The following is a 24296-nucleotide window of genomic DNA, read 5'->3' as shown; positions in this document are numbered from 1 at the left end:
CCGTCCGGCTCAGTCGACCCGCACCCACTTCGCCACCGACGGCCGGCCGTCCTTGTCGACCACGAACAGCATGTACCAACCGGGCGGGACCAGCGTCCTGTCCAGCGGCGCCTGGACGGTGATCGAGTCCGCGCCCTTGGTCAGGCCCAGCTCGATGGAGCGCTGCTCCACGTCCGTCGTGTGCGTCACCGCGCTGGGCCGCATCAGGCGCGCCTTGGTGATGCGGGCGGCGTCCTTGGTGCGGAAGGTGGCCCGGCCGTTCTGGTCGAGCTCCTGCGGGCCCTCGCCCAGCACCGGCCGCGCCTCGGCGCCGCCGCCGTGCAGGTAGGGCGGGGTGAAGATCTCCACGCGCTGCTCGAAGGTGCCCAGCTTGGTGTTGTCCTTGTCGCTGAACAGCGGGTCGGAACCGAACGTCGCCACCCGCCCGTCGGGCAGCAGCAGCGCCTCCGAGTGGTAGTTGCGGCCCACGGTCGGTTCGGCGGCCTCGCGGAAGGAGTCGGTCCTCGGCTCGTAGAACTGCGCCTTGAGGATGTCGCTGGCGTCACGGCCCCGGTACCGCTCCGACCCGCCGGTCGTGAAGACGGTGTCGTCCGGGAGGAGCACGCTGCTCAGGTAGCGGGTGCCCTGCGGCAGGGAGGGGCCTTTGCGGAAGGCGGGTCTGGCGGCCTTGAGGTCGATGAGCGCCGTGCGGGCGGTGGACAGTTCGGACTCGCCGACCCCGCCGCCGCCGAGCACCATCAGTTTCTGGTCCTGGGCGGGCGGCAGGAGCAGGGAGGCGGAGGTTTCGAGCTGGTCGGGGTCGGTGATGCCCCTGATCTCCTGGAAGGTGTTCTTCTTCAGGTCCCACAGGCCGGGTACGCGGCCCTTCTCGGCGGGCCCGTAGCCGGCGTTGGAGCCGGTGTAGAAGAGTTTGCCGCCCTGGGTGAGGAAGAGCGCCGGGTAGGTGGGGAAGTAGCGGAAGGGGCCCTTGGTCCACTTCTTCGTCCTGGGGTCGTAGATCTCGTTGTCGCCGGGGACGACGTCACCGACGTCGTTGAGGCCGGAGACGGCGAGCACCCTGCCGTCCTGGAGGGTCACCAGGGTGGGGTACCAGCGGGCGTCCTTCATGGGGGCGACGGGGACGTACTTCTCGGCCTTGGGGTCGAACTCGTACGCCGCCTTGATGCCCTGGAAGTCCTGCTTCTCGGTGGTGAGTTTCTGGGCGATGCCGTAGACGTTGTTCGCGTCCTTGCCCTTGAGGCCCAGGATCTTGTACTGGGCGGCCTCGGTGGTCAGGGCCTTGGGGCCCTCCTTGCGCGCCTCGACGAAGACCCGCGCCTCGGCGGCGGTGACCTTGGTCTCCCAGGGCTTCATCTGGCCGCTGGTGAAGTACGAGATCTTGAACTCGCGCTTGGCCTTGGGGACCGTCACGTCGAACTTCGACACGTACTCGACGCCCGTGGGGGAGCGGAAGACGGTGCCCTTCTTGAGGGTGATGGCCTTGTCCGGGCTCTCGTTCTTGACGCGCATGCCGCCGCCGGCGCGCTTCACCTCGCCGTCGAGGACCTCGTAGCGGGCGGTGCCGCCGGCCACCAGGAGCCGTCCGTCGGGCAGTTGGCTGTGACCCGCGCAGAAGAAGTCCTCGGGGGTCGGGATCTTCTTGAAGGTGTTCTTGACCGGGTCCCACAGGATGGTGTCGAAGGTGCCCGCGTCGAACTTCTTCTGGTTGTTCCCGGAGCCGGCGATGAGGAGCACCTTGCCGGTGTGGAGCAGGGCGGCGTGGATGGCGTTGAGCCGGTACTGGTCGGGCACGTCGAGCTGTTGCCAGGAGCCGTACTTGGCCTTGTACCCGGGCTGGGCGATCTTGTAGGCGTGGTACTTCGCCTCGGCGAAGGAGAGCGCGGCCGGCGCGTTGAGGCCCGCGAGCAGGACCACCGCTCCACCGCCCAGCAGGGTCTTCTTGAGCTTCTTCGACGGCCGGTAGGCCATGGTTCAGTTCCCTCCTGTCGTCGTGGCGAACGCGGGCTCGGGCTCGTCGCCGGTCTTCGGCTTCGCCTTCGGTTTCGCCTGGGCGGCCGGCTTCGGTTCGAGGGCGCGGAGGCGGGCGTGGGCCTGGCGTTCCCGGTACAGGCCCCAGCTCCAGACGCCGACCGGGGCGAGCGCGATGACGAGGGCGAGGACGGCCCAGGTGCGCATGGCCGCGTGCGTGTGGTCGAGGACGACGGAGGCGACGAGCGAGGCGACCAGGACGGCGGCCCAGTACAGGTGTATGCGGAAGGTGGCCGGCCGGTCGCAGCTCGCCTCGCCGCCCTTGGGGGTGACGACGAAACGGCCCCGGGTGCGCAGCACGGCCGAGGCGAGGGACTTGAGGTAGATGGGTGCGCAGAGCGCGGACATCGCCATGCCGGCCAGCCCGCCGGACCCTTCCGGTTCGTGGGGCGAGACGTTGTGGCGGCGGTTCCACAGGTAGAGCCCGATCTGGAGGGCGGCGGCGTCGCTGTAGAGCATCAGCCAGACGGAGGAGGACACCTGGGTGCCGGAGGCGCCGAGCCAGAGGAACAGGACGCAGGACAGGATGCCGAGGAACCAGTTGACGGCCGTCATCGGGTAGTAGACGAGCATCAGGGTGTAGTTGAGCAGCCGGCCCGGCGGCAGTTGGAACAACGCCCTCCAGTACTGCTTGAAGAGGGTCTCGTAGGTGCCCCGTGACCAGCGGAGCTGCTGGGTGAAGAAGTCGGTCCAGGAGGCGGGCCCCTCCCCCACCGCCAGCACGTCCGGGGTGTAGACGGAGCGCCACAGGTGTCCGGTCCGGGGGTTCTTGGTGCGGTGCAGTTCGAAACCGGTGGCCATGTCCTCGGTGATCGAGTCGTACAGGCCGCCGATCTGCTTGATGGCGGCGACGCGTACGACGTTGTTGGTGCCCACGAACATGGGCGCGTGGTAGCGGTTGCCGGCGCGCTGGATGAGCGCGTGGAAGAGGAACTGCTGGGATTCGGCGGCCTTGGTGACGGGCGAGGTGTAGTTGCCGTACACCTGCGGGCCGACGACGAAGGCCACGTCGGGGTCGCGGAAGAAGCCGAGGGTCCGTTCCAGGAAGTTGGGCAGCGGTATGTGGTCGGTGTCGACGGAGGCGAAGAAGTCGTAGTCGTCGCCGTGCATGGCGATCCAGGCGTTGTAGTTGCCGTGCTTCGTCCTGGCCTTGTGCACGCCCTTGGGACGGTTCCACGCGGGGACGCCGGCGCGGGTGAAGTGGCGTACGCCCAGCTCCCGGCAGAGGGCCTTGGCCTGCTCGTCGTCGCCCTCGTCGAGCAGCCACACGTCGAGCCGCCCGTCGTGTGTGATGCGGACGGCCCCTTCGAGGGTGGCGCGGACCATGGAGAGCGGCTCTTTGCCCGGTACGTAGGTGGTGAGGAACGCGACGCGGGTGCCCTTCTGGGGGACGACGGGAACGGGATCGCGGGCGACCATCGTGGCGTGGGCGATGGAGACGACGTTGACGAGCATGAACAGGCAGATGAGCCCGATCGACACGAGCATCACGGTGTCGAACCTGACGAGCCACCGGTCGCCGCCCTCCCGGGTGGTCCAGTGGGAGGGCCACACGAGGTAGACGAGCAGCACCGCCGAGAGCAGCGGTGCGAGGGTCATCAGCAGGACGGCCCGTATTCGGTGCGGCTCCTGGGAGAGCAGGCTGCGGTACCGGACCTGGTACGCCGCCCGGTCCGGTTCCGTGAGGGGACCGGCGAGTCGGCTGTAGGTGTCGTAGTCGTAGCCCTCGGGCCGCACGGTGCCTCCAGCTCTCGGAGCGGGTCGCTATATCCCCACGAAAGGGGAGATTTGGCGACGTGTCGACTGGAGGCGTCCGAGCGGGCGTTTCTCGCGGCCGGGAGGTTTGAGCCCGCCCTCCGGCGCGCGGCGCACCGGAATGGAGGAACCCCGGCCCGCACGTGGGCCGGGGTTCTCGAAAGTGAGCGTCAGGCGGACAGGTGGCGCTCCACCGTCTGGACCTTGGCGGTCAGCGCGTCCGTGACGCCGGGCCGTATGTCGGCCTTCAGGACGAGCGAGACGCGCGGCGCGCGCGCCTCGACCACGGCCACGGCGCGCCTGACGACGTCCATGACCTCCTCCCACTCGCCCTCGACGGACGTGAACATCGCGTCGGTGCGGTTCGGCAGGCCGGACTCGCGGACCACGCGCACCGCGTCGGCGACGTACTCGCCGACCTCCTCGCCGACGCCGAGCGGGGTGACGGAGAACGCGACGATCATGCGTTCACCGTGCCCTCGCGGCGGGCGCGGGAGGCGATGACGGCGTCGTCGGCGGCGCGCCTGAGCTTGCGGTCGGCGAAGAAGCCGCCGAAGGGCAGCACGGACAGCACGAAGTACAGGGCGGCCGTCTTCAGCTCCCACTTGGTGCGGTTCCAGGCGTCCAGCCAGAAGAGCACGTACAGGATGAAGAGCACGCCGTGGATCGCGCCCATGACCGGCACCGCGTTGAACTCCGTCGTGCGCTTCAGCACCGAGCAGACGAGCAGCAGGATGAACGACACGGCCTCCGGGGCGGAGACCAGTCGGAGGCGGTGGAGGGAGGCGGCGGTCTTGATGTCCACGAGGAAGCACCTTCGTCGTTCGGATCGATCTTGTGAATCGATGCACAAGCGGTCCGGTTCATTGTGACAGGCGGCCTCGCGCGCCTTTTATCAGGGTCCGGATCCTCCTGAGGGCTGTATTCGCACCCCCGGCCGCCGGTTACCGTCATGGCGTGGCAACGTTCCGACTCCAAGGCAGCAAAGTGCTCGCCGTCGACATGACAGGCGACGCCGTCAAAGCGAAGAACGGCTCGATGGTCGCGTACGACGGCCAGATGGCCTTCAAGAAGATGTCCGGCGGCGGTGAGGGCCTCCGCGGGATGGTCACCCGCCGCCTCACCGGCGAGCAGATGGAGATGATGGAGGTGAAGGGGCAGGGCACCTGCTACTTCGCCGACCGCGCCTCCGAGATCAACCTGGTCTCGCTGCACGGCGACAAGCTGTACGTCGAGTCCAGCAACCTGCTGTGCGCCGACGCCTCGCTGCGCACCGGCACCAGCTTCACCGGGCTGCGCGGCGGGGCGACCGGGACCGGTCTGTTCACCACCACCGTGGAGGGCTCCGGCCAGGCCGCGATCATGTCGGACGGCCCGGCCGTGGTGCTGCGCGTCACGCCGCAGTACCCGCTGTCGGTCGACCCCGGCGCCTACATCGCCCACCAGGGCAACCTCCAGCAGAACTTCCAGTCCGGTGTGACCTTCCGCACACTGATGGGCGAGGGTGGCGGCGAGGCGTTCCAGATCCGCTTCGAGGGCGACGGCCTCGTGTACGTACAGCCCAGCGAGCGCAACACGGTCGGAGGGGACGTCTGATGCCGTTCCGCGAGGTCAATTCGAAGATGGTCGAGGCGACCGTCTCCCCCGGACAGAAGATGTTCAGCCAGCGTGGCGCGATGCTGGCCTACCGGGGTGACGTCACTTTCACGCCGAACATGGCGGGCGGCCAGGGCGGCGTCATGTCGATGATCGGCCGCCGCGTGGCCGACGAGGCGGCCCCCCTCATGACCGTCGAGGGCAGCGGCACCGTGATGTTCGGGCACGGCGGCCACCACATCCAGGTGATCCAGCTCTCCGGCGACACCCTGTACGTCGAGGCCGACCGCCTGCTCGCCTTCGACGGCACGCTCCAGCAGGGCACCATGTTCATGGGCTCCCAGGGCGGCGTCATGGGTATGGTGCGCGGCCAGGTGACCGGCCAGGGCCTGTTCACCACCACCCTCAAGGGCCACGGCGCCGTCGCGGTGATGGCCCACGGCGGGGTCATCGAACTGCCCATCACTCCGAACCGCCCCGTGCACGTCGACCCGCAGGCCTACGTCGCCCACCACGGCGACGTGCGCAACAAGCTCTCCACCGCGCTCGGCTGGCGCGACATGGTGGGGCGCGGCTCCGGCGAGGCGTTCCAGTTGGAGCTGAGCGGCAGTGGTGTGGTGTACGTCCAGGCGTCGGAGGAGAAGCTGTGAGCACGCCCGTCATTCACGATCCGTCGACCCTGCCGAGCGACGACAACGTCAATCCGTACGCCTTCTGCGTGGAGCTGAAGGGCTCCCAGTGGTTCCTCCAGAAGGGCAAGATGATCGCCTACTACGGGCGGATCGAGTTCAACGGCATCGGCCACGGCCGCCTGGACCGCCTGGTCCGTACGAGCTTCCACTCGCCCCTCCACGCGAGCGACTGGGTGGTGGCGGAGGGCAGCGGCAAGATGCTGCTCGCGGACCGCGCCTTCGACGTCAACTCCTTCGACCTGGACGACGGCAACCTCACCATCCGCGCCGGCAACCTCCTCGCGTACCAGCCGAGCCTCGCCCTGAAGCAGTCGATCGTGCCGGGCTTCCTCACCCTGATCGGCACCGGCAAGTTCGTCGCCGCGTCCAACGGCCCGGTGGTCTTCATGGAACCGCCGCTCCGGGTCGACCCGCAGGCGCTGGTCGGCTGGGCGGACTGCCCCTCCCCCTGCCACCACTACGACCACGGCTACATGACGGGCGTGATGGGCGGGCTGCGCGCGCTGACCGGCATCGGCGGCGCGTCGGGCGAGGAGCACCAGTTCGAGTTCGTGGGGGCCGGTACGGTGCTGCTCCAGTCCACCGAGGTGCTGATGCCCGAGCAGGCGACGGGTGCGGTGCCGCACGAGCCGGGAGTACCGGGGTCCGGATCCGGCCAAGGTCACCACGGTTCGACACCGCGCCTTCCCGGACAGCTGGGGGACCTCCAGCGTCGCTTCGGGCTGTGAGCGGTAGTCTGCGGAGTGTGACGCCCTCGAACGTCTGCACCCAGGTGGACGTGAGGACGGGGGGCCGGAGTGCCCGGCGTCACAACTTCGTCCAGAATTCAACTTCTTAGGTAGAATCCCTATATGGAGACCGAGACGGCCACGAACTGGCTGACCGATGCCGAGCAGTGCGCCTGGCGCACCTATCTGGACGTCAACAGGCTGCTGACGTACCAACTGGAGAAGGACCTCCAGCCGTTCGGCCTGACCAACAACGACTACGAGATCCTGGTCAACCTCTCGGAGGCGCCCGACCGACGCCTCCGCATGAGCGACCTGGCCGCCGCGACGCTCCAGTCCAAGAGCCGGCTCTCCCACCAGATCACCCGTATGGAGAACGCGGGTCTGGTACGCCGGGAGAACTGCGAGTCCGACCGGCGCGGGCTGTACGCGGTGCTGACCGAGCACGGCATGGAGACCATGCAGAAGGTCGCGCCGCACCACGTCGACTCCGTGCGCAGGCACTTCATCGACCAGCTCAGCCCCGAGGCCCTGGAAGAACTGCGCCAGTCGCTCAAACCCATCGCCGAACAGCTCCGGGGCCTGCGCGGCAAACCGTAGCGCCTCACCCACCCGGCAGGCGCAGCACGAACAGCGCACCGCCCAACGGCGCCCGCCCGACCGTCAACGCGCCCCCATGCCGGACCGCCACATCCCGGGCGATGGCCAGCCCCAGACCCGCACCACCCCGTCGCGGCTGCGGGCGGCCCACTCCCGGCACGGCTCTCGCACCGCCGCGGAGGCTTCGAGGCCGCCGCGCCGGACTCCGTCCGACTGCCGGGGCGAACGCCCCGGCAGGAAGCGGCTCACCCCGCCGGCAACCGCAACACGAACAGCGCACCACCCTCCGGGGCACGCCCCACCGTGAGCGTGCCCCCATGCCGGACCGCCACATCCCGGGCGATGGCCAGCCCCAGACCCGCACCACCCTCGTCGCGGCTGCGGGCGTCGTCGAGGCGGACGAACCGTTCGAAGATCCGCTCCCGCTCGGGCTCCGGCACGCCGGCCCCGTCGTCCGCGACGGTGAGCACGACGTGCCGGCCCTCGCGGCGCACCGTCACGGCCACGGCCGCCTCGGCGTGCCGCTGGGCGTTGTCCAGCAGGTTGCCCAGCACCCGGGCGAGCTGCCCGCGCGACCCGGCGGCCTCGGCCCGCTCCGCCTCGACGCGCACCGGCACCCGGTCGCCCACCCGCTGGGCGACCTCCTCCCGTACCAGGGCCGCCAGGTCGACCCGGCCCTGACCGGGCCGTTCCCCCGCGTCCAGCCGGGCGAGCAGCAACAGGTCGGCGGCGAGCTGCTGGAGCCGTACGGTGTCGGCGACCGCTCCCGGAAGGTCCAGCAGCTCCGGGTGGGCCGCCCCGACCTCCAACTGGGTGCGGAGGCTCGCGATGGGGCTGCGCAGCTCGTGCGACGCGTCCGCGACGAACCTCCGCTGCCGCTCCACGCTCGCCTCCAGCGCGGCCAGCGTCTCGTTCGTCGTCCGCGCCAGCCGGGCCACCTCGTCGCGCGTCGCCGGCTCCGGCACGCGCCGCGACAGGTCCTCCGACGCCGTGATCGCCGCCATCTCCCGCCGGATGCCCTCGACGGGCCTGAGCGCCCGCCGGGTCACCAGCCAGGTGACGCCCCCGACGACGAGCAGCAGCAACGGCAGCGCGGCCAGCATGGCGTCCCGCACCCCGGACACGGTCGCCGCCTCGGTCGCCAGCGGCGCCCCCGCGTACACGGTGACCTCACCCCGCGGGCCGGACGCCTTGACCGCGGCGAACCGGTACGCGGCGGTGTCACCGTCCACGGTGACGTCGCCGGTCGAGTACGCGGCCTCCTCCCCGACCTCCCCGGTCTCCGCCTCCCCTCCCCCGGCGACCGCCTTCGTCCCGGGACTCCCGGTTCCCGAGATCGCGTCGATGTCCTCCCCGATCGCGACGACCCGTCCCTCCTCGTCGACCACCTGCACCGGGTGCTCCTCGGTGTCGTCGGGCAGGTCGAGCCTGCCGAAAGGCGTCCCGCCCGCGATCTGCGAGGCCACGGAACGCGCCGACACCTCCGCCTCCAGCTCCGCCTGGTCCACGAGGTTGCCCCGCAGCACCCCCAGCAGAGCGACCCCGGCCACCACCAGGGCCAGCGCGACCACGAGCGTCGCCCCCAGCGCGGTACGGGCGCGTACGGAACTCACCGCTCCTCCAGCCGGTACCCGGCGCCACGCACCGTCGTGATGACCCCCGGCCCCAGCTTCCGCCTCAGCGCGCTCACATACACCTCGACGATGTTCGGATCGCCCTCGTACGCGAAGTCCCAGACGTGCTCCAGGATCTCCGCCTTCGACACCACCTCACCCGCCCGGGTGGCCAACTGCTCCAGCACGGCGAACTCCTTGGCGGTCAGCGCCACCTCGGCGTCCCCCATCCGCACGCGCCGGCTCGCCGTATCGACACTCAGCTCCCCGGCCCTCAGCACCGGTGACGGGCTTCCCCCGCGCCGCCGCAGCAGGGCCTTCACCCGGGCCAGCAGCACCACGTACGAGAAGGGCTTGGTCAGGTAGTCGTCCGCGCCGGTGTCGAGCCCCTCGGCCTCGTCGTACTCGCCGTCCTTGGCCGTGAGCATCAGGATCGGCACGTCGTTCCCGGCCGCCCGCAGCGCCGCGCACACGCGGTACCCGTTCATGCCGGGCAGCATGATGTCCAGCACGACCAGGTCATACGCCCCGGCCCCCGCCTGGTGCAGCCCCTCCAGCCCGTCGTGGACGACATCCACGGCGAACCCTTCGGCCCGCAGCCCGGCGGCAAGCGACAGGGCGAGCCGCTTCTCGTCCTCCACGATCAACAGGCGCATGCGTTCAGGGTCCCAAACGGAACCTGAAGAAGCCTTCAGCCACCTTCAGGCTGCGTTCAGCACCCCACCGGCAGGGTGGTTGCCGTACCGAGAAGGCACCGACATTCGGAGGCATCCATGAAGCGCAACCTCATCATCGCCACGGTCACCGCGGCTGCCCTGCTGACGGGCGGCACGGCAGCCGCGTTCGCCTCCTCGGCGGACGACGAGGCCCCCGCGAAGACGCACCACACGGCGACCCAGGTGGACGACGACCGCGACGACACGGTCGAGGCGCCCAAGGTCACGGCCGAGCAGGCCCTCAAGGCGGTCGCGAACCACGGCACGGTGGTGTCCCTGGACCTCGACGACGATGACGACAAGAAGTCCTGGGACGTCGAAATCGTCACCAAGGACGGCAAGACCCAGGACTGGACCGTCGACGCGCAGACGGCCAAGGCCACCCAGGACAAGGACGACGCCGACGACTCGGACGACTGACGTCGCCCACCCACCGTCCCGCACCCGGCGTCCCGCCGGGTCGGGGCCGTGCCCCCCCACCCACCGTCCCGCAGTCGGCGTCCGGCCGGGGTGGGGCCGTGCCCCCCGCCCACCGTCCCGCACCCGGCATCCCGCCGGGTCGGGGCCGTGCCCCCCACCCACCGTCCCGCAGTCGGCGTCCGGCCGGGGTGGGGCCGTGCAGGGTCGCCCCCGCAGAGGTTGGCGGCGAAGGGTGGGCTCCCAAGCCCGTAACCCAAGGCCGCCGGCCTCGAGGAGGTGAGCCCGGAGGGGCCCCGCCCCCCACCCACCCGGGGTGACCGCCGACCCACCCGTTCCGCCCTGCGGAACGAATGCCCACAACGAGGGGCCTACCGCCCCGTCAGGCCCGCCACCAGTTCGTCCGCCGCCGCGTACGGGTCCAGCTCCCCCGCCACGATGCGCTCGGACAGCGCGTCCAGGCGCCGGTCGCCGTGGAGGTCGCCGATCCGTTCGCGGAGGGCCGTGACCGCGATGGTCTCGACCTCGTGCGCCGCCCGCGCGCGGCGGCGTTCCGCGAGGACGCCCCGTTCCTCCATCCACGCGCGGTGCTTCTCCAGCGCCTCGACGACCTCGTCGACACCCTCGCCCCGCGCCGCGACCGTCTTGACGATGGGCGGCCGCCAGTCGCCCGGCCCCCGCGACTCGCCGAGACCCAGCATGTGGTTCAGCTCGCGCGCGGTCGCGTCGGCCCCGTCCCGGTCGGCCTTGTTGACGACGTACACGTCGCCGATCTCCAGGATGCCCGCCTTCGCGGCCTGGATGCCGTCACCCATGCCGGGGGCAAGCAGCACCACCGACGTATCGGCCTGGGAGGCGATCTCGACCTCGGACTGGCCGACACCGACCGTCTCGACGAGCACCACGTCGCACCCGGCCGCGTCCAGGACGCGGATCGCCTGGGGGGCGGCCCACGCCAGCCCCCCCAGGTGGCCACGCGTCGCCATCGAGCGGATGTAGACGCCCGGGTCGGAGGCGTGCTCGGACATCCGCACCCGGTCGCCCAGCAGCGCGCCGCCGCTGAACGGCGAGGACGGGTCCACGGCGAGCACGCCCACCCGCTTCCCGGCCTTCCGGTACGCGGTGACCAGCGCCGACGTCGAGGTCGACTTGCCGACACCGGGCGAGCCGGTCAGGCCCACCACGTACGCACCGCCGGTCAGCGGTGCCAGCGCCGCCATCACCTCACGGAGCTGTGGGGACGCCCCCTCCACGAGCGAGATCAGCCGGGCCACGGCCCGCGGCCGGCCCTCCCGTGCCTGGGCGACCAGTGTGGGGACGTCCACCATCACGTACGTAGCTCCTTACTCGCCAGCGAGGATTACTTGCCGTTGCCCGGAACGCGGACGATCAGCGCGTCACCCTGACCGCCGCCGCCGCACAGCGCCGCCGCGCCGACCCCGCCGCCGCGCCGCTTGAGCTCCAGCGCGAGGTGGAGGACGAGACGGGCACCGGACATGCCGATCGGGTGCCCGAGGGCGATGGCGCCGCCGTTGACGTTCACCTTTTCCGGCGATACTCCCAGGTCCTTCATTGACTGGACGGCAACGGCGGCGAACGCCTCGTTGATCTCGATCAGATCAAGATCGGCGACCTCCAGGCCCTCCTTCTTCAGCGCGTGCGCGATCGCGTTCGACGGCTGCGACTGGAGCGAGTTGTCCGGACCGGCCACGTTCCCGTGGGCGCCGATCTCGGCGATCCACTCCAGGCCGAGCTCCTGGGCCTTGGCCTTGCTCATCACCACCACGGCCGCCGCACCGTCCGAGATCTGCGACGAGGACCCGGCCGTGATCGTGCCGTCCTTCGCGAAGGCGGGACGCAGCTTCCCCAGCGACTCCACCGTCGTCTCGGCGCGAATGCCCTCGTCCTTGCTGAAGACGACGGGCTCGCCCTTGCGCTGCGGGATCTCGACGGGCGTGATCTCGGCCTCGAAGATGCCGTTCTTCTGCGCGGCGGCGGCCCGCTGGTGGGACAGCGCGGCGATCTCGTCCTGCGCCTCGCGCGCGATGCCGAGCCGGGTGTTGTGCTTCTCCGTGGACTCGCCCATGGCGATGTTCTCGAAGGAGTCGGTGAGGCCGTCGTACGCCATGGCGTCGATCATCTCGATCGCGCCGTACTTGTAGCCCTCGCGGGACTTGGGCAGCAGGTGCGGCGCGTTGGTCATGGACTCCTGGCCGCCCGCGACGACGACGTCGAACTCACCGGCGCGGATGAGCTGGTCCGCGAGCGCGATGGCGTCGAGGCCGGACAGGCAGACCTTGTTGATGGTCAGGGCGGGGACGTTCATGGGGATGCCGGCCTTGACCGCGGCCTGCCGCGCCGGGATCTGCCCTGCCCCGGCCTGAAGCACCTGTCCCATGATCACGTACTGCACCTGGTCGCCGCCGATCCCGGCCCGGTCGAGGGCGGCCTTGATGGCGAAGCCGCCGAGGTCGGCGCCGGAGAAGGTCTTGAGCGAGCCGAGCAGGCGGCCCATGGGCGTGCGTGCGCCCGCGACGATGACTGAGGTGGTACCGGTCGTTCCAGACATGAGGCACGGCCCCTTGGATGTGGAGAGTGAACGAGGGTTTACCGCCAATGTACTGAGCGGTACGTGTCCTGGTCACCGGGCAGCGAGTGTGATGGCGCGCACGTTGCGTAACCACCTCCGCCGCGCTGCACTGGTCCCATGCTGACGCGAATCGACCACATCGGGATCGCCTGTTTCGACCTCGACAAGACCGTTGAGTTCTACCGTGCCACGTACGGCTTCGAGGTGTTCCACAGCGAGGTCAACGAGGAGCAGGGGGTCCGTGAGGCCATGCTCAAGATCAACGAGACCTCCGACGGCGGCGCCTCCTACCTCCAGCTCCTGGAACCCACCCGCGAGGACTCCACCGTCGCGAAGTGGCTGGCCAAGAACGGCGAGGGGGTCCACCACATCGCCTTCGGCACGGCGGACGTGGACGGCGACGCCGCGGCGATCAGTGAAAAGGGTGTGCGGGTTCTGTACGACGAGCCGCGCATCGGTTCCATGGGGTCGCGGATCACGTTCCTGCACCCCAAGGACTGCCACGGCGTCCTCACGGAACTGGTGACCTCGGCCGAACCCTCGTCCGAGTCGTCCTCAGTGGAGCACTGACCTCCGGATTCCTGGCCCGGTAGAGTGGGCGGCTCCGGGCCGGGGCCGGATCGGGGCCGTGCCGCGACTCCGTCTGTGATCTGACACCATTCCCCGGGGGGCCGTTCGCCGGCGAACGGTGCTCGTACAAAGAGAGTTGCGACCAGGGGACGGATGGGACCGCGCAGTGCGGGGCTACGAACGCCAGGAGAGCCACCGGGCTGACGACCACCTTTCGCGGTTCGAAGCCGAGATGGACCGGCTGAAGACCGAGCGGGAGAAGGCCGTCCAGCACGCCGAGGACCTCGGTTACCAGGTCGAGGTGTTGCGCGCCAAGCTCCATGAGGCGCGCCGCACGATCGCGTCGCGGCCGGCGTACGACAACGCGGACATCGGCTACCAGGCCGAACAGTTGCTGCGGAACGCGCAGATCCAGGCCGACCAGCTCCGCTCGGACGCCGAGCGCGAGCTGCGCGAGGCCCGGGCCCAGACGCAGCGGATACTGCAGGAGCACGCCGAGCACCAGGCCCGCCTCCAGGCGGAGTTGCACGCCGAGGCGGTGCAGCGGCGCCAGCGGCTGGACCAGGAGCTGTCCGAGCGCCGCCAGACGGTCGAGGCGCACGTCAACGAGAACGTGGCCTGGGCGGAGCAGCTCCGCGCCCGGACGGAGGCGCAGGCCCGCCGGCTGATGGAGGAGTCCCGCGCGGAGGCCGAGCAGGCCCTGGCGGCGGCCCGCGCGGAGGCGACCCGGCTCGCCGAGGAGGCCCGCCGGCGCCTCAGCGCCGAGACCGAGACGGCCCGCGCGGAGGCCGAGGCGATCCTGCTGCGCGCCCGCAAGGACGCCGAGCGGCTGCTGAACGCCGCGTCCACGCAGGCGGCGGAGGCCACCAGCCACGCCGAGCAGCTCCGTACCGCGACGACCGCCGAGTCGGACCAGGCGCGCCAGCAGGCGGCCGAGCTGAGCCGGGCGGCCGAGCAGCGGATGGCCGAGGCGGAGGAGCGGCTGCGCGAGGCCCGCGCGGAGGCCGACAAGGTCGTCGCGGAGGCCCGTGACGCGGCGGCCAAGCGGCTGTCGTCCGCCGAGTCGGAGACGGAGCAGCGCACCCGTACGGCCAAGGCGGAGATCGCCCGGCTGGTCGCGGAAGCCACCAAGGAGTCCGAGGCCCTCAAGGCGGAGGCCGAGCAGGCCCTCGCGGACGCCCGCGCGGCGGCCGAGCAGTTGGTCGCCGAGGCCACGGAGAAGGCCCGTACGGCGGCGGCCGAGGATTCGGCGGCGCAGCTCGCCAAGGCGGCCCGTACCGCCGAGGAGGTCCTGTCCAAGGCGTCGGACGACGCGCAGGAGACCACCCGCAAGGCGTCGGAGGAGGCCGAGCGGATCCGCCGCGAGGCGGAGGCCGAGGCGGACCGGCTGCGGGCCGAGGCGCACGACACGGCCGAGCAGCTCAAGGGCGCCGCGAAGGACGACACGAAGGAGTACCGCGCCAAGACGGTCGAGCTCCAGGAGGAGGCGCGCCGGCTGCGCGGCGAGGCCGAGCAGTTGCGGGCCGACGCGATCGCCGAGGGCGAGCGCATCCGGGGCGAGGCGCGGCGCGAGGCGGTCCAGCAGATCGAGGAGGCGGCGAAGACCGCCGAGGAGCTGCTGACCAAGGCGAAGGCGGACGCGGACGAGCTGCGTACGGCCGCGACGGCCGACAGCGAGCGGGTCCGCACGGAGGCGATCGAGCGGGCGACGGCGCTGCGCAAGCAGGCCGAGGAGACGCTGGAGCGCACCCGCGAGGAGGCCGACCGGCTCCGTACGGAGGCCGAGGAGCAGGCCGAGTCAGTGAAGGCCGCGGCCGAGCAGGCCGCCGCCGCGCTGCGCGAGGAGACCGAGCGGGGCATCGCGGCCCGCCAGGCGGAGGCCGCCGAGGAGCTGACCCGGCTGCACACGGAGGCGGAGACCCGCCTCACGGCCGCCGAGCAGGCGCTGACCGACGCGCGGGCGGAGGGCGAGCGGATCCGCCGCGAGGCCGCCGAGGAGACCGAGCGGCAGCGCGCCGAGGCCGCCGAGCGCATCCGTACGCTCCAGGCGCAGGCCGAGCAGGAGGCGGAGCGGCTGCGCACGGAGGCGGCGTCGGACGCGTCGTCGGCCCGTGCGGAGGCGGAGAACGCGGCGGTGCGGCTGCGTTCGGAGGCGGCCGCGGAGGCGGAGCGGCTCAAGTCGGAGGCGCAGGAGTCGGCCGACCGGGTGCGCGCGGAGGCGCAGGCGGCGGCCGAGCGGGTCACGGCGGAGGCCGCCGAGGAGCTGGCCGCCGCGCGTACGGAGGCGGAGCGCCGGCGCCGCGAGGCGGAGGAGACACTGGGTGCCGCCCGTACGGAGGCGGACCAGGAGCGGGAGCGGGCGCGCGAGCAGAGCGAGGAGCTGCTGGCGTCGGCGCGCAAGCGCGTCGAGGAGGCGCAGACCGAGGCGCAGCGGCTGGTCGAGGAGGCGGACCGGCGGGCGACCGAGATGGTGTCGGCCGCCGAGCAGACGGCGCAGCAGGTGCGGGACGCGGTCGCGGGGCTGCACGAGCAGGCCGAGGAGGAGATCGCCGGGCTGCGGTCGGCGGCCGAGCACGCGGCGGAGCGGACGCGCGCGGAGGCGCTGGAGGAGGCGGACCGGGTCCGTTCCGACGCGTACGCGGAGCGGGAGCGGGCCGCGGAGGACGCGGGCCGGCTGCGGGAGCGGGCCCAGGAGGAGGCGGAGGCCGCCAAGGCGCTCGCGGAGCGCACCATGGCGGACGCGATCGCGGAGTCGGAGAAGCTGAGGTCCGACACGGCGGAGTACGCGCAGCGGATGCGCACGGAGGCGTCGGACTCGCTGGCCTCGGCGGAGCAGGACGCGGCACGCACGCGTGCGGAGGCGCGGGAGGACGCCAACCGCATCCGGTCGGAGGCGGCGGCGCAGGCGGACCGGCTGGTCGCCGAGGCGACGAGCGAGGCCGAGCGGATGGCGGCCGAGGCGGCCGAGCTGCTGGCCACGGCGGAGCGGGACGCGGCGCGGCTGCGTACCGAGGCCGAGCAGGTCAAGGCGGACGGCGAGGCGCAGGCCGAGGAGCTGCGGGCGGCCGCGCGGGCGGACGGCGAGCAGGTCCTGGACGAGGCGCGGCAGGCCGCCGACAAGCGGCGCGCGGACGCGGCGGCGCAGGCGGACCAGTTGGTCGGCGAGGCGACGAGCGAGGCCGAGCGGATCGGCGCGGAGACGGCCGAGCGGGTCGAGCGGCTGGTCGCGGAGGCGACGGCGGAGGCGGAGCGGCTCCGTTCGGAGGCCGCGGCGGAGGCCGAGCGGCTGGTGGCCGAGGCGACCGGCGAGGCGGAGCGGCTGCGGGCCGAGGCCGCCGAGACGGTGGGCTCCGCGCAGCAGGCGGCCGAGCGGATCCGCGCGGAGGCGGAGCGGCTGCGTACGGAGACGGCGGCGGCGGCCGAGCAGGTGCGTGCCGAGGCGCGGGCCGAGGCGGACCGGCTGGTCGACGAGGCGCGCGAGGCGGCGGCCAAGCGGCGGGCGGACGCGGCCGAGCAGGCCGACCAGCTCGTCGCGAAGGCCCAGGAGGAGGCGCTGCGGGCGACCGCGGAGGCGGAGTCGCAGGCCGACACGATGGTGGGCGTGGCCCGCAAGGAGGCCGAGCGGATCGTCGCCGAGGCGACCGTCGAGGGCAATTCGCTGGTGGAGAAGGCCCGTACGGACGCGGACGAGCTGCTGGTCGGGGCGCGTGGTGACGCGACGGCCATAAGGGAGCGCACGGAGGAGCTGCGCCGGCGGACCGAGGCGGAGATCGAGGAGCTGCACGAGCGGGCCCGCCGGGAGAGCGCCGAGCAGATGAAGGCGGCCGGCGAGCGGGTCGACAAGCTGGTGAAGGCGGCCACCGAGCAGCGCGCCGAGGCGGAGGCGAAGGCCAAGGAGCTGCTCGCCGAGGCGAATTCGGAGGCGAGCAAGGTCCGTATCTCGGCGGTGAAGAAGGCGGAGGGGCTGCTCAAGGAGGCCGAGCAGAAGAAGGCCACGCTCACCCGCGAGGCGGAGAAGATCAAGGCGGACGCGGAGCGCGAGGCCGAGAAGATGATCTCCGAGGGCAAGCGGGAGCTGGAGGTGCTGGTGCGCCGCCGCGAGGACATTCAGGCGGAAATCTCCCGGGTTCAGGACGTGCTGGAGGCGCTGGAATCTTTCGAGGCGCCGTCAGGGGGTACCAAGGAGGGCGGAGTCAAGGCGACCGCGGCGGCAGGTGTTACCCGTTCGAGCGGCAAGTCAACCGACGAGTAAGCCACTCAAAAGGCTGGACATTCTCCAGTTTGAACGGGCATCCGCTCGAAGACACGCCGCATCGACCCCTAGGATTCCCCCTAACACCTCACCGGTCTCATTCGACAGGAACCCCATGAGCGACACTTCCTCCCCCTTCGGCTTCGAGCTCGTGCGGCGTGGTTACGACCGCGGTCAGGTGGATGACCGCATTACCAAACTCGTCGCCGACCGAGACAGTGCTCTGGCCCGAATCACCTCTCTGGAAAAGCGCATCGAGGAGCTCCACCTCGAGACGCAGAACGCCCAGGCCCAGGTCAGCGACGCCGAGCCGTCGTACGCCGGTCTGGGTGCGCGCGTCGAGAAGATCCTCCGTCTCGCCGAGGAGGAGGCCAAGGACCTGCGCGAGGAGGCCCGTCGCGCCGCCGAGCAGCACCGCGAGCTCGCCGAGTCGGCGGCGCAGCAGGTGCGCAACGACGCCGAGGCGTTCGCGGCCGAGCGCAAGGCGAAGGCCGAGGACGAGGGCGTCCGGATCGTCGAGAAGGCCCAGGGCGAGGCGAACTCGCTGCGTGCCGAGGCGCAGAAGGACGCGCAGTCCAAGCGGGAGGAGGCGGACGCGCTCTTCGAGGAGACCCGGGCGAAGGCCGCGCAGGCCGCCGCCGACTTCGAGACGAACCTCGCCAAGCGGCGTGAGCAGTCGGAGCGGGACCTGGCCTCGCGCCAGGCGAAGGCGGAGAAGCGTCTCGCCGAGATCGAGCACCGGGCGGAGCAGCTCCGCCTGGAGGCGGAGAAGCTGCGTACGGACGCGGAGCGCCGGGCCCGTCAGACGGTGGAGACGGCGCAGCGCCAGGCCGAGGACATCGTGGCGGACGCGAACGCCAAGGCGGATCGTATCCGCAGCGAATCGGAGCGCGAGCTGGCGGCGCTGACGAACCGTCGCGACTCGATCAACGCCCAGCTCACCAACGTCCGCGAGATGCTGGCCACGCTGACCGGTGCGGCCGTCGCCGCGGCCGGCTCCCCGGCGGACGACGAGCCGGTCTCGCGCGGCGTCCCGGCGCAGCAGACCCGCTAGTTCCCCGCCCGGCCGATCAGGCCGGACCAGGGGCTGGTTCCTTCGCGAGGGCCCTGTGGGACCCACGTGGCGCACGTCCGACGGCCGTGCGCGCGTGGCCCCTGCGGGGCCCTTCGTGTGCCTGTCGTACGGGAAAGAGGGCGGTGTCATTCCGGTGGCGTCCGCCTGGGCGCGCCCGTAGCGTGGACGGGTGATCGAGCTCGAGGGTCTAACGAAACGTTTCGGTACGAAGACGGCGGTCGACCACCTCTCCTTCCAGGTCCGCCCGGGCGTGGTGACGGGCTTCCTCGGGCCCAACGGCGCGGGCAAGTCGACCACGATGCGGATGGTGCTCGGTCTCGACCACCCGACCAGCGGGTCGGTCCGTATCGACGGCAGGCACTACCGGGAGCTCGACGAGCCGCTGAAGTACATCGGCGCGCTGCTGGAGGCGCGGGGGCTGCACGGCGGGCGCAGCGCGTACAACAACCTGCTCTGCCTGGCGCAGTCCAACCGCATTCCGGAGCGCCGGGTCTCCGAGGTACTCGATCTTGTGGGGCTCGCGGCCGTGGCCAGGAAGAAACCGAAAGGTTTTTCGATGGGCATGGGGCAGCGACTGGGAATCGCCGCCGCATTGCTGGGTGATCCGCAGATCTTGATGTTCGACGAACCCGTCAATGGTCTGGACCCCGAGGGAATTCACTGGATCCGCAATCTGATGAAGGCGCTCGCGGCCGAAGGCCGGACGATCTTCGTTTCCAGTCATCTGATGAGCGAAATGGCCCTGACCGCCGACCACTTGATCGTGATCGGGCAGGGCAAGCTCCTCGCGGACAGGTCGATGGCGGATTTCATCCACGAGAACTCGCGCAGTTATGTCCGGCTGCGCTCCCCGCAGCGGGAGGAGTTGCGCGACGCGCTCCACTCCGCCGGCCGCACGGCGGTCGAGGCCGCGAACGGCACGCTGGAGATCGACGGCGCGACGACCGAGGAGATCGGCGAACTGGCGGCCCGCCACGGGATCACGCTGCACGAGCTGAGCGCCCAGCGGGCCTCGCTGGAAGAGGCGTTCATGCGGATGACGGCGACGGCGGTCGAGTACCACGCGCACGGCACGGCCGGGCCGACCGGTCCCCAGTGGTCGAAGGAGGTCTGACGATGGCGTCGGCACCCGCGGTCCTCCGGTCGGAGTGGACCAAGATCCGTACCGTCTCCTCGACGGTCTGGACCCTCGCCAGCGCGCTGGTCGTCACCGTCGCGATGGGCGCGGCGCTGTCCGCGCTGGTGCGGGAGACGTTCGACGAGATGCCGCCCATCGAGCAGGCCACCTTCGACGCGACGGTGGTGAGCTTCTCCGGCATGCTGCTGGGCCAGCTCGCGATGGTGGTCTTCGGCGTCCTGGTGGTCGGCACCGAGTACAGCACCGGAATGATCCGTACGTCCCTGGCCGCCGTACCGCAGCGGGCGACCTTCCTCTTCAGCAAGATCGCGGTGGCCGGAGTGCTGGCCGTGGCCGTGGGCCTGGCGACCAGTTTCCTGTCCTTCTTCCTCGGCCAGGCCCTGCTCGGCGAGCACCGCACCACCATCGGCGAGGAGAACGTCCTGCGCGCGGTGATCGGCGGCGGTCTCTACATGGGGCTGATGGCGGTGTTCTCGATGGGCGTGGCGGCGATGCTGCGCTCGACGGTGCTCTCGCTCGGCATCCTCGTCCCGTTCTTCTTCCTCATCTCCCAGATCCTCTCCGCCGTGCCGAAGGCCAAGGAGGTGGCCGAGTACTTCCCCGACCAGGCCGGCTCCACGATCATGCAGGTCGTCCCCGGCGCGCTGGGCAGCGACCCGGCCCCGTACGGCCCCTGGGGCGGGCTGGGGATCATGGTCGCCTGGGTGGCGGCGGCACTGGCCGGCGGGTACCTGGTGCTGAAGCGGCGGGACGCCTAGGCCCTGTCCTGACACGGCAGCCATCTCCTGGGGCGGAAGTGGAACCGTCAAGCTGCGGATACCCTCTTACCTCTTACGGGGGCCCTGTGTGTGCATGCCGCAGGCCCGAACGACGCAACCGACCTGTCGATGGGGCTGGAGAATGATCGAGGCAGTCGGCCTGACGAAGCGCTACGGCGCCAAGACGGCCGTGTACAACCTTTCCTTCCAGGTGAGGCCGGGGACCGTGACCGGCTTCCTGGGACCGAACGGCTCCGGCAAGTCGACGACGATGCGCATGATCCTCGGCCTGGACCGGCCGACGTCGGGCCACGTGACCATCGGCGGCCACCCCTTCCGGCAGTTGCCCAACGCACCCCGTCAGGTGGGCGCCCTCCTGGACGCCAAGGCCGTGCACGGCGGCCGCAGCGCGCGCAACCACCTGCTGTCGCTGGCCCAGCTCGCCGGCATCCCGGCGCGCCGGGTCGACGAGGTGCTCGGGGTGGTCGGGTTGCAGGACGTGGCCCGCAAGCGGTCCAACGGGTTCTCGCTCGGCATGGGGCAGCGGCTCGGCATCGCGGCCGCGCTCCTCGGCGACCCTCAGGTGCTGCTGTTCGACGAGCCGGTCAACGGCCTGGACCCCGAGGGAATCCTCTGGGTGCGCAATCTGATGAAGGCGCTGGCCGCCGAGGGCAGGACCGTCTTCGTCTCCTCGCACCTGATGAGCGAGATGGCCCTCACCGCAGAGCACCTGATCGTCATCGGCCGTGGCCAGCTCCTCGCCGACATGAGCGTCAAGGACTTCATCTCGGCCAACTCCGCGGACTTCGCCCGGGTGCGTACACCGCAGACCGAGCCCGCGCAGCGGGAGAAGCTCATGGGCGTGCTCGCCGAGGCCGGCGGGCAGGTCCTGTCGGAGCCGGACGGCGCCCTGCGCGTGACCGGGCTGCCGCTGCCGCGCATCAGCGACCTGGCGCACGAGGCGGACGTACGCCTGTGGGAGCTGTCGCCGCACCAGGCCTCGCTGGAGGAGGCGTACATGCGCCTGACCCAGGGCGCCGTGGACTACCGCTCGACCACCGACCAGCGGGCCGGGCTGATGCAGCAGCCGGGCCCGATGGACCACGTGCCGCCGCAGCAGGTCGTCCCCGAGGTGCCGCAGCAGGGCTGGTACGCCCCGCCGCCGCCCGGACAGAACCCGTACGCGGGCGGACAGCACCCCGTGCCCGGCGCCGCACCCGCCGCCCCGCCCGCGCCCGCCGCGGCTCCGGCTCCCGCCCCGGCCCCCGCCTCCGCCCCCGCAGACCTGAGCAAGAGCGAGGACGCCCGATGACCACCGCCCCCTACCAGCAGCAGTACACCTCGCCCATCCCGGTGCGGCGCGCCCACCTCGGGGACGCGCTCGCCTCCGAGTGGACCAAGATCCGTTCCGTGCGCTCCACGATGTGGACGCTCGGCGTCATGATCCTGCTCATGGTCGGCACCGGGCTGCTCAGCGTCGTGGCGATCAACGCGACCGACACGGACATGGGCGGGGATTCCGTCCTGCCGCTGGGCTTCAACGGTGTGCTCCTCGGCAGCATCTGCGTGGTCACCCTCGGCGTGCTGACCATCTCGTCCGAGTACGGCACCGGCATGATCCGTACGACGCTGACCGCGTGCCCCAGCCGCAGCCGCGTGCTGGTGGCCAAGGCCGTCGTCTTCTTCGTGCTGACCCTCGTCGTCACGGCGATCACCGCCGCGCTGGTCGCGGCCATGCAGAACGCGATGCTCGACGCCGGCACCGCGACCGGGGAGGAGTGGCTGCGCGCGACGGTCGGCGCGGGCCTGTTCACGGCGGTCCTCGGGCTGCTGGCGCTCGCCGTCGGCGCGCTGGTCCGGCACTCCGCCGGTGCGATCACCATCATGATCGGTGTCATGCTGCTGCCGCTGGTGGCGGGGATGTTCATGTCGGAGATGGAGAAGGTCCAGGAGTTCCTGTTCAAGTACTCGATCCCGAGCCTGCTCATCGCCTTCTACAGCGACGAGGGCCTGATCGCGGGAGGACCGCACGGCTGGACGCCGCTGTGGATCCTGACCGGCGTGGCCGCCGTCGCGCTGGCCGGGGCGTTCCTCGCCACCGAGAAGCGCGACGTCTGATCGTGACCTCCGCTCCCCGTCACCGACGGGAGAGCCCCCGTCAGTGACGGGGAGCGTTACGGGACCGCTGCACCCGCGTGGTGCGGCGGTCCTTCGCGTTCCAGCAGGCCTTGTGCCAGTGCCGCCGGTCGTCCACACCGCCGTACTCGGGCCAGGCCACCACGTGCGGGACGGTCGGCGGGATCTCCTGGTCGCAACCGGGGCAGCGGTACCGCTTGCCGGCCGCGCTCGCGCCCGCCACATGACGCACCGACCACTCCTCGTCCTGCCAGGACTCGGTGCGCTGGAAGCCGCCGTACCTGTCGCCCGGCGCGCCGCTGGTCTCGTTCGGCTTCTCGCCGCCACGGGGGCGGTTGCGGCGCGGGGACACGGAACACCTCACTGGGGGCAGGCGCGGACGTTTGCCGGTCCAGCCTAAGGGCCGCGACTGTGGGTACTCGCACGGTCGCCGACGAGTTACCGGAAAATCGCAACAACTTCCCGCACGGCCGTTGCCTTTGGCACCTGCCAGACGTTGTTGCCAGTGAGGGGAGCCGCGTCGGCCGGTCAAGGAGGCATAAGGCGATGCGTGTGGGAACTTTTGTACTGGCGGCCCAGTTTCCCGGCCAGGGCCAGGGGGAGACGTTGCACCGCGCGGTGCGTTCGGCGGAGGTGGCCGAGGAGGCGGGGCTGGACTCGGTATGGCTGGCCGAGCACCACTTCGTACCGTACGGCGTGTGCCCCTCGGCCGTGACGCTCGCCGCGCTGCTGCTCGGCCGGACGCGGCGCGTCCGGGTCGGGACGGCCGTGAGCGTGCTGCCGACGACCCACCCGGTGGCGCTGGCCGAACAGACGGCGCTGCTGCACCTCACCTCCGGCGGACGGTTCACGCTGGGCGTGGGCCGGGGCGGGCCATGGGTCGACCTGGAGGTGTTCGGCACGGGCCTCGCGGCGTACGAGACGGGGTTCCCCGAGTCGCTGGACCTGCTGCTGCGCTGGCTGCGCGAGCCGCGCGTCTCGGCGGACGGGCCCCGGCACCGGTTCCGTGAGGTCGCCGTCGTACCCAGGCCGCAGGAGCTCATCGACGGGGATCCCGTGCCGGAGACGATCGTCGCCTGCACCTCGCCCCAAAGCGTGCGGCTCGCCGCCGAGCGCTGCCTGCCGATGCTGCTCGGGATGCACTGCGGCGACGAGGAGAAGGCCGACATGGTCGCCCTGTGGCGGCGTGCGGCACTCGCCGCCGGGCACACCCCGGACGCGGTCGCGCGGGCGGCGGGCGGCCATGTCTCGGCGGGCGTCGCACAGCTCGCGGACCGCACGGCGGACGCGGTGGAGACGCTGGTCAAGGCGATGCCCGGCTGGCTGAAACAGGGGCTGGACGCCCATGTCACCGTGGACGGCAGGCACCGGGCGATGCGTGACCCGGTCGCCTACACGGAGTTGCTGTGCCGGCTGCATCCGGTGGGATCGCCCCGGGTGGCGGCGGACCGGCTGGCGGCGACCTCGGAGCGTACGGGCATCACGCGCTTCGCGCTGCTCGTCGAGGGCTCCGGCGATGTCGCGGCCACGGAGGAGAACGTGCGGCGGCTGGGGGCGGAGGTGGTACCCCGGCTCGAATGATGGGCTCCATGCTGCCGCCCCTGCACCTGTTGCACCTCCCGCGATGCGGAG

At 71.4% G+C, this 24296-nt stretch carries 22 protein-coding genes and 1 pseudogene; 13 read left to right on the top strand and 10 right to left on the bottom strand.

Annotated elements, in window-relative coordinates; all coding sequences use genetic code 11:
• Positions 1 to 9: 9 nt before the first annotated feature.
• The 4 genes from glxA to ACZ46W_RS09280 all read right to left on the bottom strand — a co-directional run bounded on the left by glxA (position 10) and on the right by ACZ46W_RS09280 (position 4588).
• Positions 10 to 1968, bottom strand: a complete 1959-nt coding sequence (gene glxA / locus ACZ46W_RS09295) for a radical copper oxidase GlxA (protein WP_468333814.1) — start codon at positions 1966 to 1968, stop codon at positions 10 to 12.
• Between the two features lie 3 nt (positions 1969 to 1971).
• Complete coding sequence (locus ACZ46W_RS09290) at positions 1972 to 3765, bottom strand: glycosyltransferase family 2 protein (protein WP_468333811.1); 1794 nt, start codon at positions 3763 to 3765, stop codon at positions 1972 to 1974.
• Positions 3766 to 3953: 188 nt separating this feature from the next.
• Entirely contained in the window at positions 3954 to 4247 is a 294-nt protein-coding gene (locus tag ACZ46W_RS09285; protein WP_468333808.1) for an MTH1187 family thiamine-binding protein, read from the bottom strand.
• Positions 4244 to 4588 (bottom strand): DUF3817 domain-containing protein, encoded by a 345-nt coding sequence (locus tag ACZ46W_RS09280; RefSeq protein ID WP_468333805.1) that lies wholly within the window; start codon positions 4586 to 4588, stop codon positions 4244 to 4246. Before ACZ46W_RS09280 ends, ACZ46W_RS09285 begins: the two co-directional genes overlap by 4 nt.
• A gap of 152 nt (positions 4589 to 4740) precedes the next feature.
• On the opposite strand from ACZ46W_RS09280, the gene ACZ46W_RS09275 reads away from it, so the two are divergent.
• The 4 genes from ACZ46W_RS09275 to ACZ46W_RS09260 all read left to right on the top strand — a co-directional run bounded on the left by ACZ46W_RS09275 (position 4741) and on the right by ACZ46W_RS09260 (position 7399).
• Entirely contained in the window at positions 4741 to 5379 is a 639-nt protein-coding gene (locus ACZ46W_RS09275) for an AIM24 family protein (protein ID WP_366127318.1), read from the top strand.
• Complete coding sequence (locus ACZ46W_RS09270; protein ID WP_468333802.1) at positions 5379 to 6029, top strand: AIM24 family protein; 651 nt, start codon at positions 5379 to 5381, stop codon at positions 6027 to 6029. The genes ACZ46W_RS09275 and ACZ46W_RS09270 overlap by 1 nt, the downstream gene beginning before the upstream one ends.
• Positions 6026 to 6799 carry an AIM24 family protein gene (locus ACZ46W_RS09265; protein ID WP_468333800.1) on the top strand — a complete coding sequence of 258 codons (774 nt, stop codon included), beginning with the start codon at positions 6026 to 6028 and terminating at the stop codon, positions 6797 to 6799. The genes ACZ46W_RS09270 and ACZ46W_RS09265 overlap by 4 nt, the downstream gene beginning before the upstream one ends.
• A gap of 123 nt (positions 6800 to 6922) precedes the next feature.
• Positions 6923 to 7399: a MarR family winged helix-turn-helix transcriptional regulator gene (locus ACZ46W_RS09260; protein ID WP_468333797.1), complete on the top strand. Its 477-nt coding sequence runs from the start codon at positions 6923 to 6925 to the stop codon at positions 7397 to 7399.
• A 4-nt stretch (positions 7400 to 7403) separates the two neighbouring features.
• Here the strand turns inward: ACZ46W_RS09260 and ACZ46W_RS09255 are convergent.
• From ACZ46W_RS09255 to ACZ46W_RS09245, 3 genes and pseudogenes are all read right to left on the bottom strand, one after another.
• Positions 7404 to 7543, bottom strand: a pseudogene (locus tag ACZ46W_RS09255) (ATP-binding protein); the annotation flags it as partial.
• 101 nt (positions 7544 to 7644) lie between these two features.
• Positions 7645 to 9012 carry a sensor histidine kinase gene (locus tag ACZ46W_RS09250; RefSeq protein WP_468333794.1) on the bottom strand — a complete coding sequence of 456 codons (1368 nt, stop codon included), beginning with the start codon at positions 9010 to 9012 and terminating at the stop codon, positions 7645 to 7647.
• Entirely contained in the window at positions 9009 to 9668 is a 660-nt protein-coding gene (locus tag ACZ46W_RS09245; RefSeq protein WP_468333791.1) for a response regulator transcription factor, read from the bottom strand. Before ACZ46W_RS09245 ends, ACZ46W_RS09250 begins: the two co-directional genes overlap by 4 nt.
• 117 nt (positions 9669 to 9785) lie before the next feature.
• On the opposite strand from ACZ46W_RS09245, the gene ACZ46W_RS09240 reads away from it, so the two are divergent.
• On the top strand, positions 9786 to 10148 hold the full coding sequence (locus ACZ46W_RS09240) for a PepSY domain-containing protein (protein WP_468333788.1): 363 nt from the start codon (positions 9786 to 9788) through the stop codon (positions 10146 to 10148).
• 368 nt (positions 10149 to 10516) lie between these two features.
• Here the strand turns inward: ACZ46W_RS09240 and meaB are convergent, their stop codons facing one another.
• Both meaB and ACZ46W_RS09230 read right to left on the bottom strand, forming a co-directional pair.
• Entirely contained in the window at positions 10517 to 11473 is a 957-nt protein-coding gene (gene meaB, locus ACZ46W_RS09235) for a methylmalonyl Co-A mutase-associated GTPase MeaB (RefSeq protein WP_468333785.1), read from the bottom strand.
• A 32-nt stretch (positions 11474 to 11505) separates the two neighbouring features.
• Positions 11506 to 12714: an acetyl-CoA C-acetyltransferase gene (locus tag ACZ46W_RS09230; RefSeq protein ID WP_468333782.1), complete on the bottom strand. Its 1209-nt coding sequence runs from the start codon at positions 12712 to 12714 to the stop codon at positions 11506 to 11508.
• Positions 12715 to 12852: 138 nt separating this feature from the next.
• Here ACZ46W_RS09230 and mce point away from each other — a divergent pair, with 138 nt between their 5' ends.
• The 7 genes from mce to ACZ46W_RS09195 all read left to right on the top strand — a co-directional run bounded on the left by mce (position 12853) and on the right by ACZ46W_RS09195 (position 22646).
• On the top strand, positions 12853 to 13305 hold the full coding sequence (gene mce / locus ACZ46W_RS09225) for a methylmalonyl-CoA epimerase (protein WP_468333779.1): 453 nt from the start codon (positions 12853 to 12855) through the stop codon (positions 13303 to 13305).
• Positions 13306 to 13471: 166 nt separating this feature from the next.
• On the top strand, positions 13472 to 17557 hold the full coding sequence (scy, locus tag ACZ46W_RS09220) for a polarized growth protein Scy (protein ID WP_468333776.1): 4086 nt from the start codon (positions 13472 to 13474) through the stop codon (positions 17555 to 17557).
• A 115-nt stretch (positions 17558 to 17672) separates the two neighbouring features.
• Positions 17673 to 18611, top strand: a complete 939-nt coding sequence (locus tag ACZ46W_RS09215; RefSeq protein WP_126885916.1) for a coiled-coil domain-containing protein — start codon at positions 17673 to 17675, stop codon at positions 18609 to 18611.
• 190 nt (positions 18612 to 18801) lie between these two features.
• Positions 18802 to 19746 carry an ABC transporter ATP-binding protein gene (locus tag ACZ46W_RS09210; protein WP_468333773.1) on the top strand — a complete coding sequence of 315 codons (945 nt, stop codon included), beginning with the start codon at positions 18802 to 18804 and terminating at the stop codon, positions 19744 to 19746.
• Between the two features lie 2 nt (positions 19747 to 19748).
• Positions 19749 to 20528, top strand: coding sequence for an ABC transporter permease (locus tag ACZ46W_RS09205; RefSeq protein WP_468333770.1), 780 nt, complete (start codon positions 19749 to 19751; stop codon positions 20526 to 20528).
• A gap of 142 nt (positions 20529 to 20670) precedes the next feature.
• Positions 20671 to 21840: an ABC transporter ATP-binding protein gene (locus tag ACZ46W_RS09200; protein WP_468333767.1), complete on the top strand. Its 1170-nt coding sequence runs from the start codon at positions 20671 to 20673 to the stop codon at positions 21838 to 21840.
• A complete protein-coding gene (locus ACZ46W_RS09195) occupies positions 21837 to 22646 on the top strand; it encodes an ABC transporter permease (RefSeq protein WP_468333764.1) in 810 nt (269 codons plus the stop codon). The genes ACZ46W_RS09200 and ACZ46W_RS09195 overlap by 4 nt, the downstream gene beginning before the upstream one ends.
• A 40-nt stretch (positions 22647 to 22686) precedes the next feature.
• Here the strand turns inward: ACZ46W_RS09195 and ACZ46W_RS09190 are convergent, their stop codons facing one another.
• Positions 22687 to 23016 carry an ATP/GTP-binding protein gene (locus ACZ46W_RS09190; RefSeq protein WP_468333761.1) on the bottom strand — a complete coding sequence of 110 codons (330 nt, stop codon included), beginning with the start codon at positions 23014 to 23016 and terminating at the stop codon, positions 22687 to 22689.
• 194 nt (positions 23017 to 23210) lie between these two features.
• On the opposite strand from ACZ46W_RS09190, the gene ACZ46W_RS09185 reads away from it, so the two are divergent.
• Positions 23211 to 24245, top strand: a complete 1035-nt coding sequence (locus ACZ46W_RS09185; RefSeq protein WP_468333758.1) for an LLM class flavin-dependent oxidoreductase — start codon at positions 23211 to 23213, stop codon at positions 24243 to 24245.
• The last annotated feature ends 51 nt before the right edge of the window (positions 24246 to 24296 follow it).

The sequence above is a fragment of the Streptomyces sp. NPDC031064 genome (assembly GCF_055570965.1).
Note: the sequence above shows the minus strand (reverse complement) of the source record. Positions and strands in the feature narration are given on the sequence as shown.

Coding starts and splice junctions, on each gene's coding strand:
- ACZ46W_RS09230 (WP_468333782.1), bottom strand. CDS start 12,714: ATGTCTGGAACGACCGGTACCACCTCAGTCATCGTCGCGGGCGCACGC.
- ACZ46W_RS09240 (WP_468333788.1), top strand. CDS start 9,786: ATGAAGCGCAACCTCATCATCGCCACGGTCACCGCGGCTGCCCTGCTG.
- ACZ46W_RS09195 (WP_468333764.1), top strand. CDS start 21,837: ATGACCACCGCCCCCTACCAGCAGCAGTACACCTCGCCCATCCCGGTG.
- ACZ46W_RS09215 (WP_126885916.1), top strand. CDS start 17,673: ATGAGCGACACTTCCTCCCCCTTCGGCTTCGAGCTCGTGCGGCGTGGT.
- ACZ46W_RS09285 (WP_468333808.1), bottom strand. CDS start 4,247: ATGATCGTCGCGTTCTCCGTCACCCCGCTCGGCGTCGGCGAGGAGGTC.
- ACZ46W_RS09260 (WP_468333797.1), top strand. CDS start 6,923: ATGGAGACCGAGACGGCCACGAACTGGCTGACCGATGCCGAGCAGTGC.
- ACZ46W_RS09270 (WP_468333802.1), top strand. CDS start 5,379: ATGCCGTTCCGCGAGGTCAATTCGAAGATGGTCGAGGCGACCGTCTCC.
- ACZ46W_RS09205 (WP_468333770.1), top strand. CDS start 19,749: ATGGCGTCGGCACCCGCGGTCCTCCGGTCGGAGTGGACCAAGATCCGT.
- ACZ46W_RS09185 (WP_468333758.1), top strand. CDS start 23,211: ATGCGTGTGGGAACTTTTGTACTGGCGGCCCAGTTTCCCGGCCAGGGC.
- glxA (WP_468333814.1), bottom strand. CDS start 1,968: ATGGCCTACCGGCCGTCGAAGAAGCTCAAGAAGACCCTGCTGGGCGGT.
- mce (WP_468333779.1), top strand. CDS start 12,853: ATGCTGACGCGAATCGACCACATCGGGATCGCCTGTTTCGACCTCGAC.
- ACZ46W_RS09245 (WP_468333791.1), bottom strand. CDS start 9,668: ATGCGCCTGTTGATCGTGGAGGACGAGAAGCGGCTCGCCCTGTCGCTT.
- meaB (WP_468333785.1), bottom strand. CDS start 11,473: ATGGTGGACGTCCCCACACTGGTCGCCCAGGCACGGGAGGGCCGGCCG.
- ACZ46W_RS09200 (WP_468333767.1), top strand. CDS start 20,671: ATGATCGAGGCAGTCGGCCTGACGAAGCGCTACGGCGCCAAGACGGCC.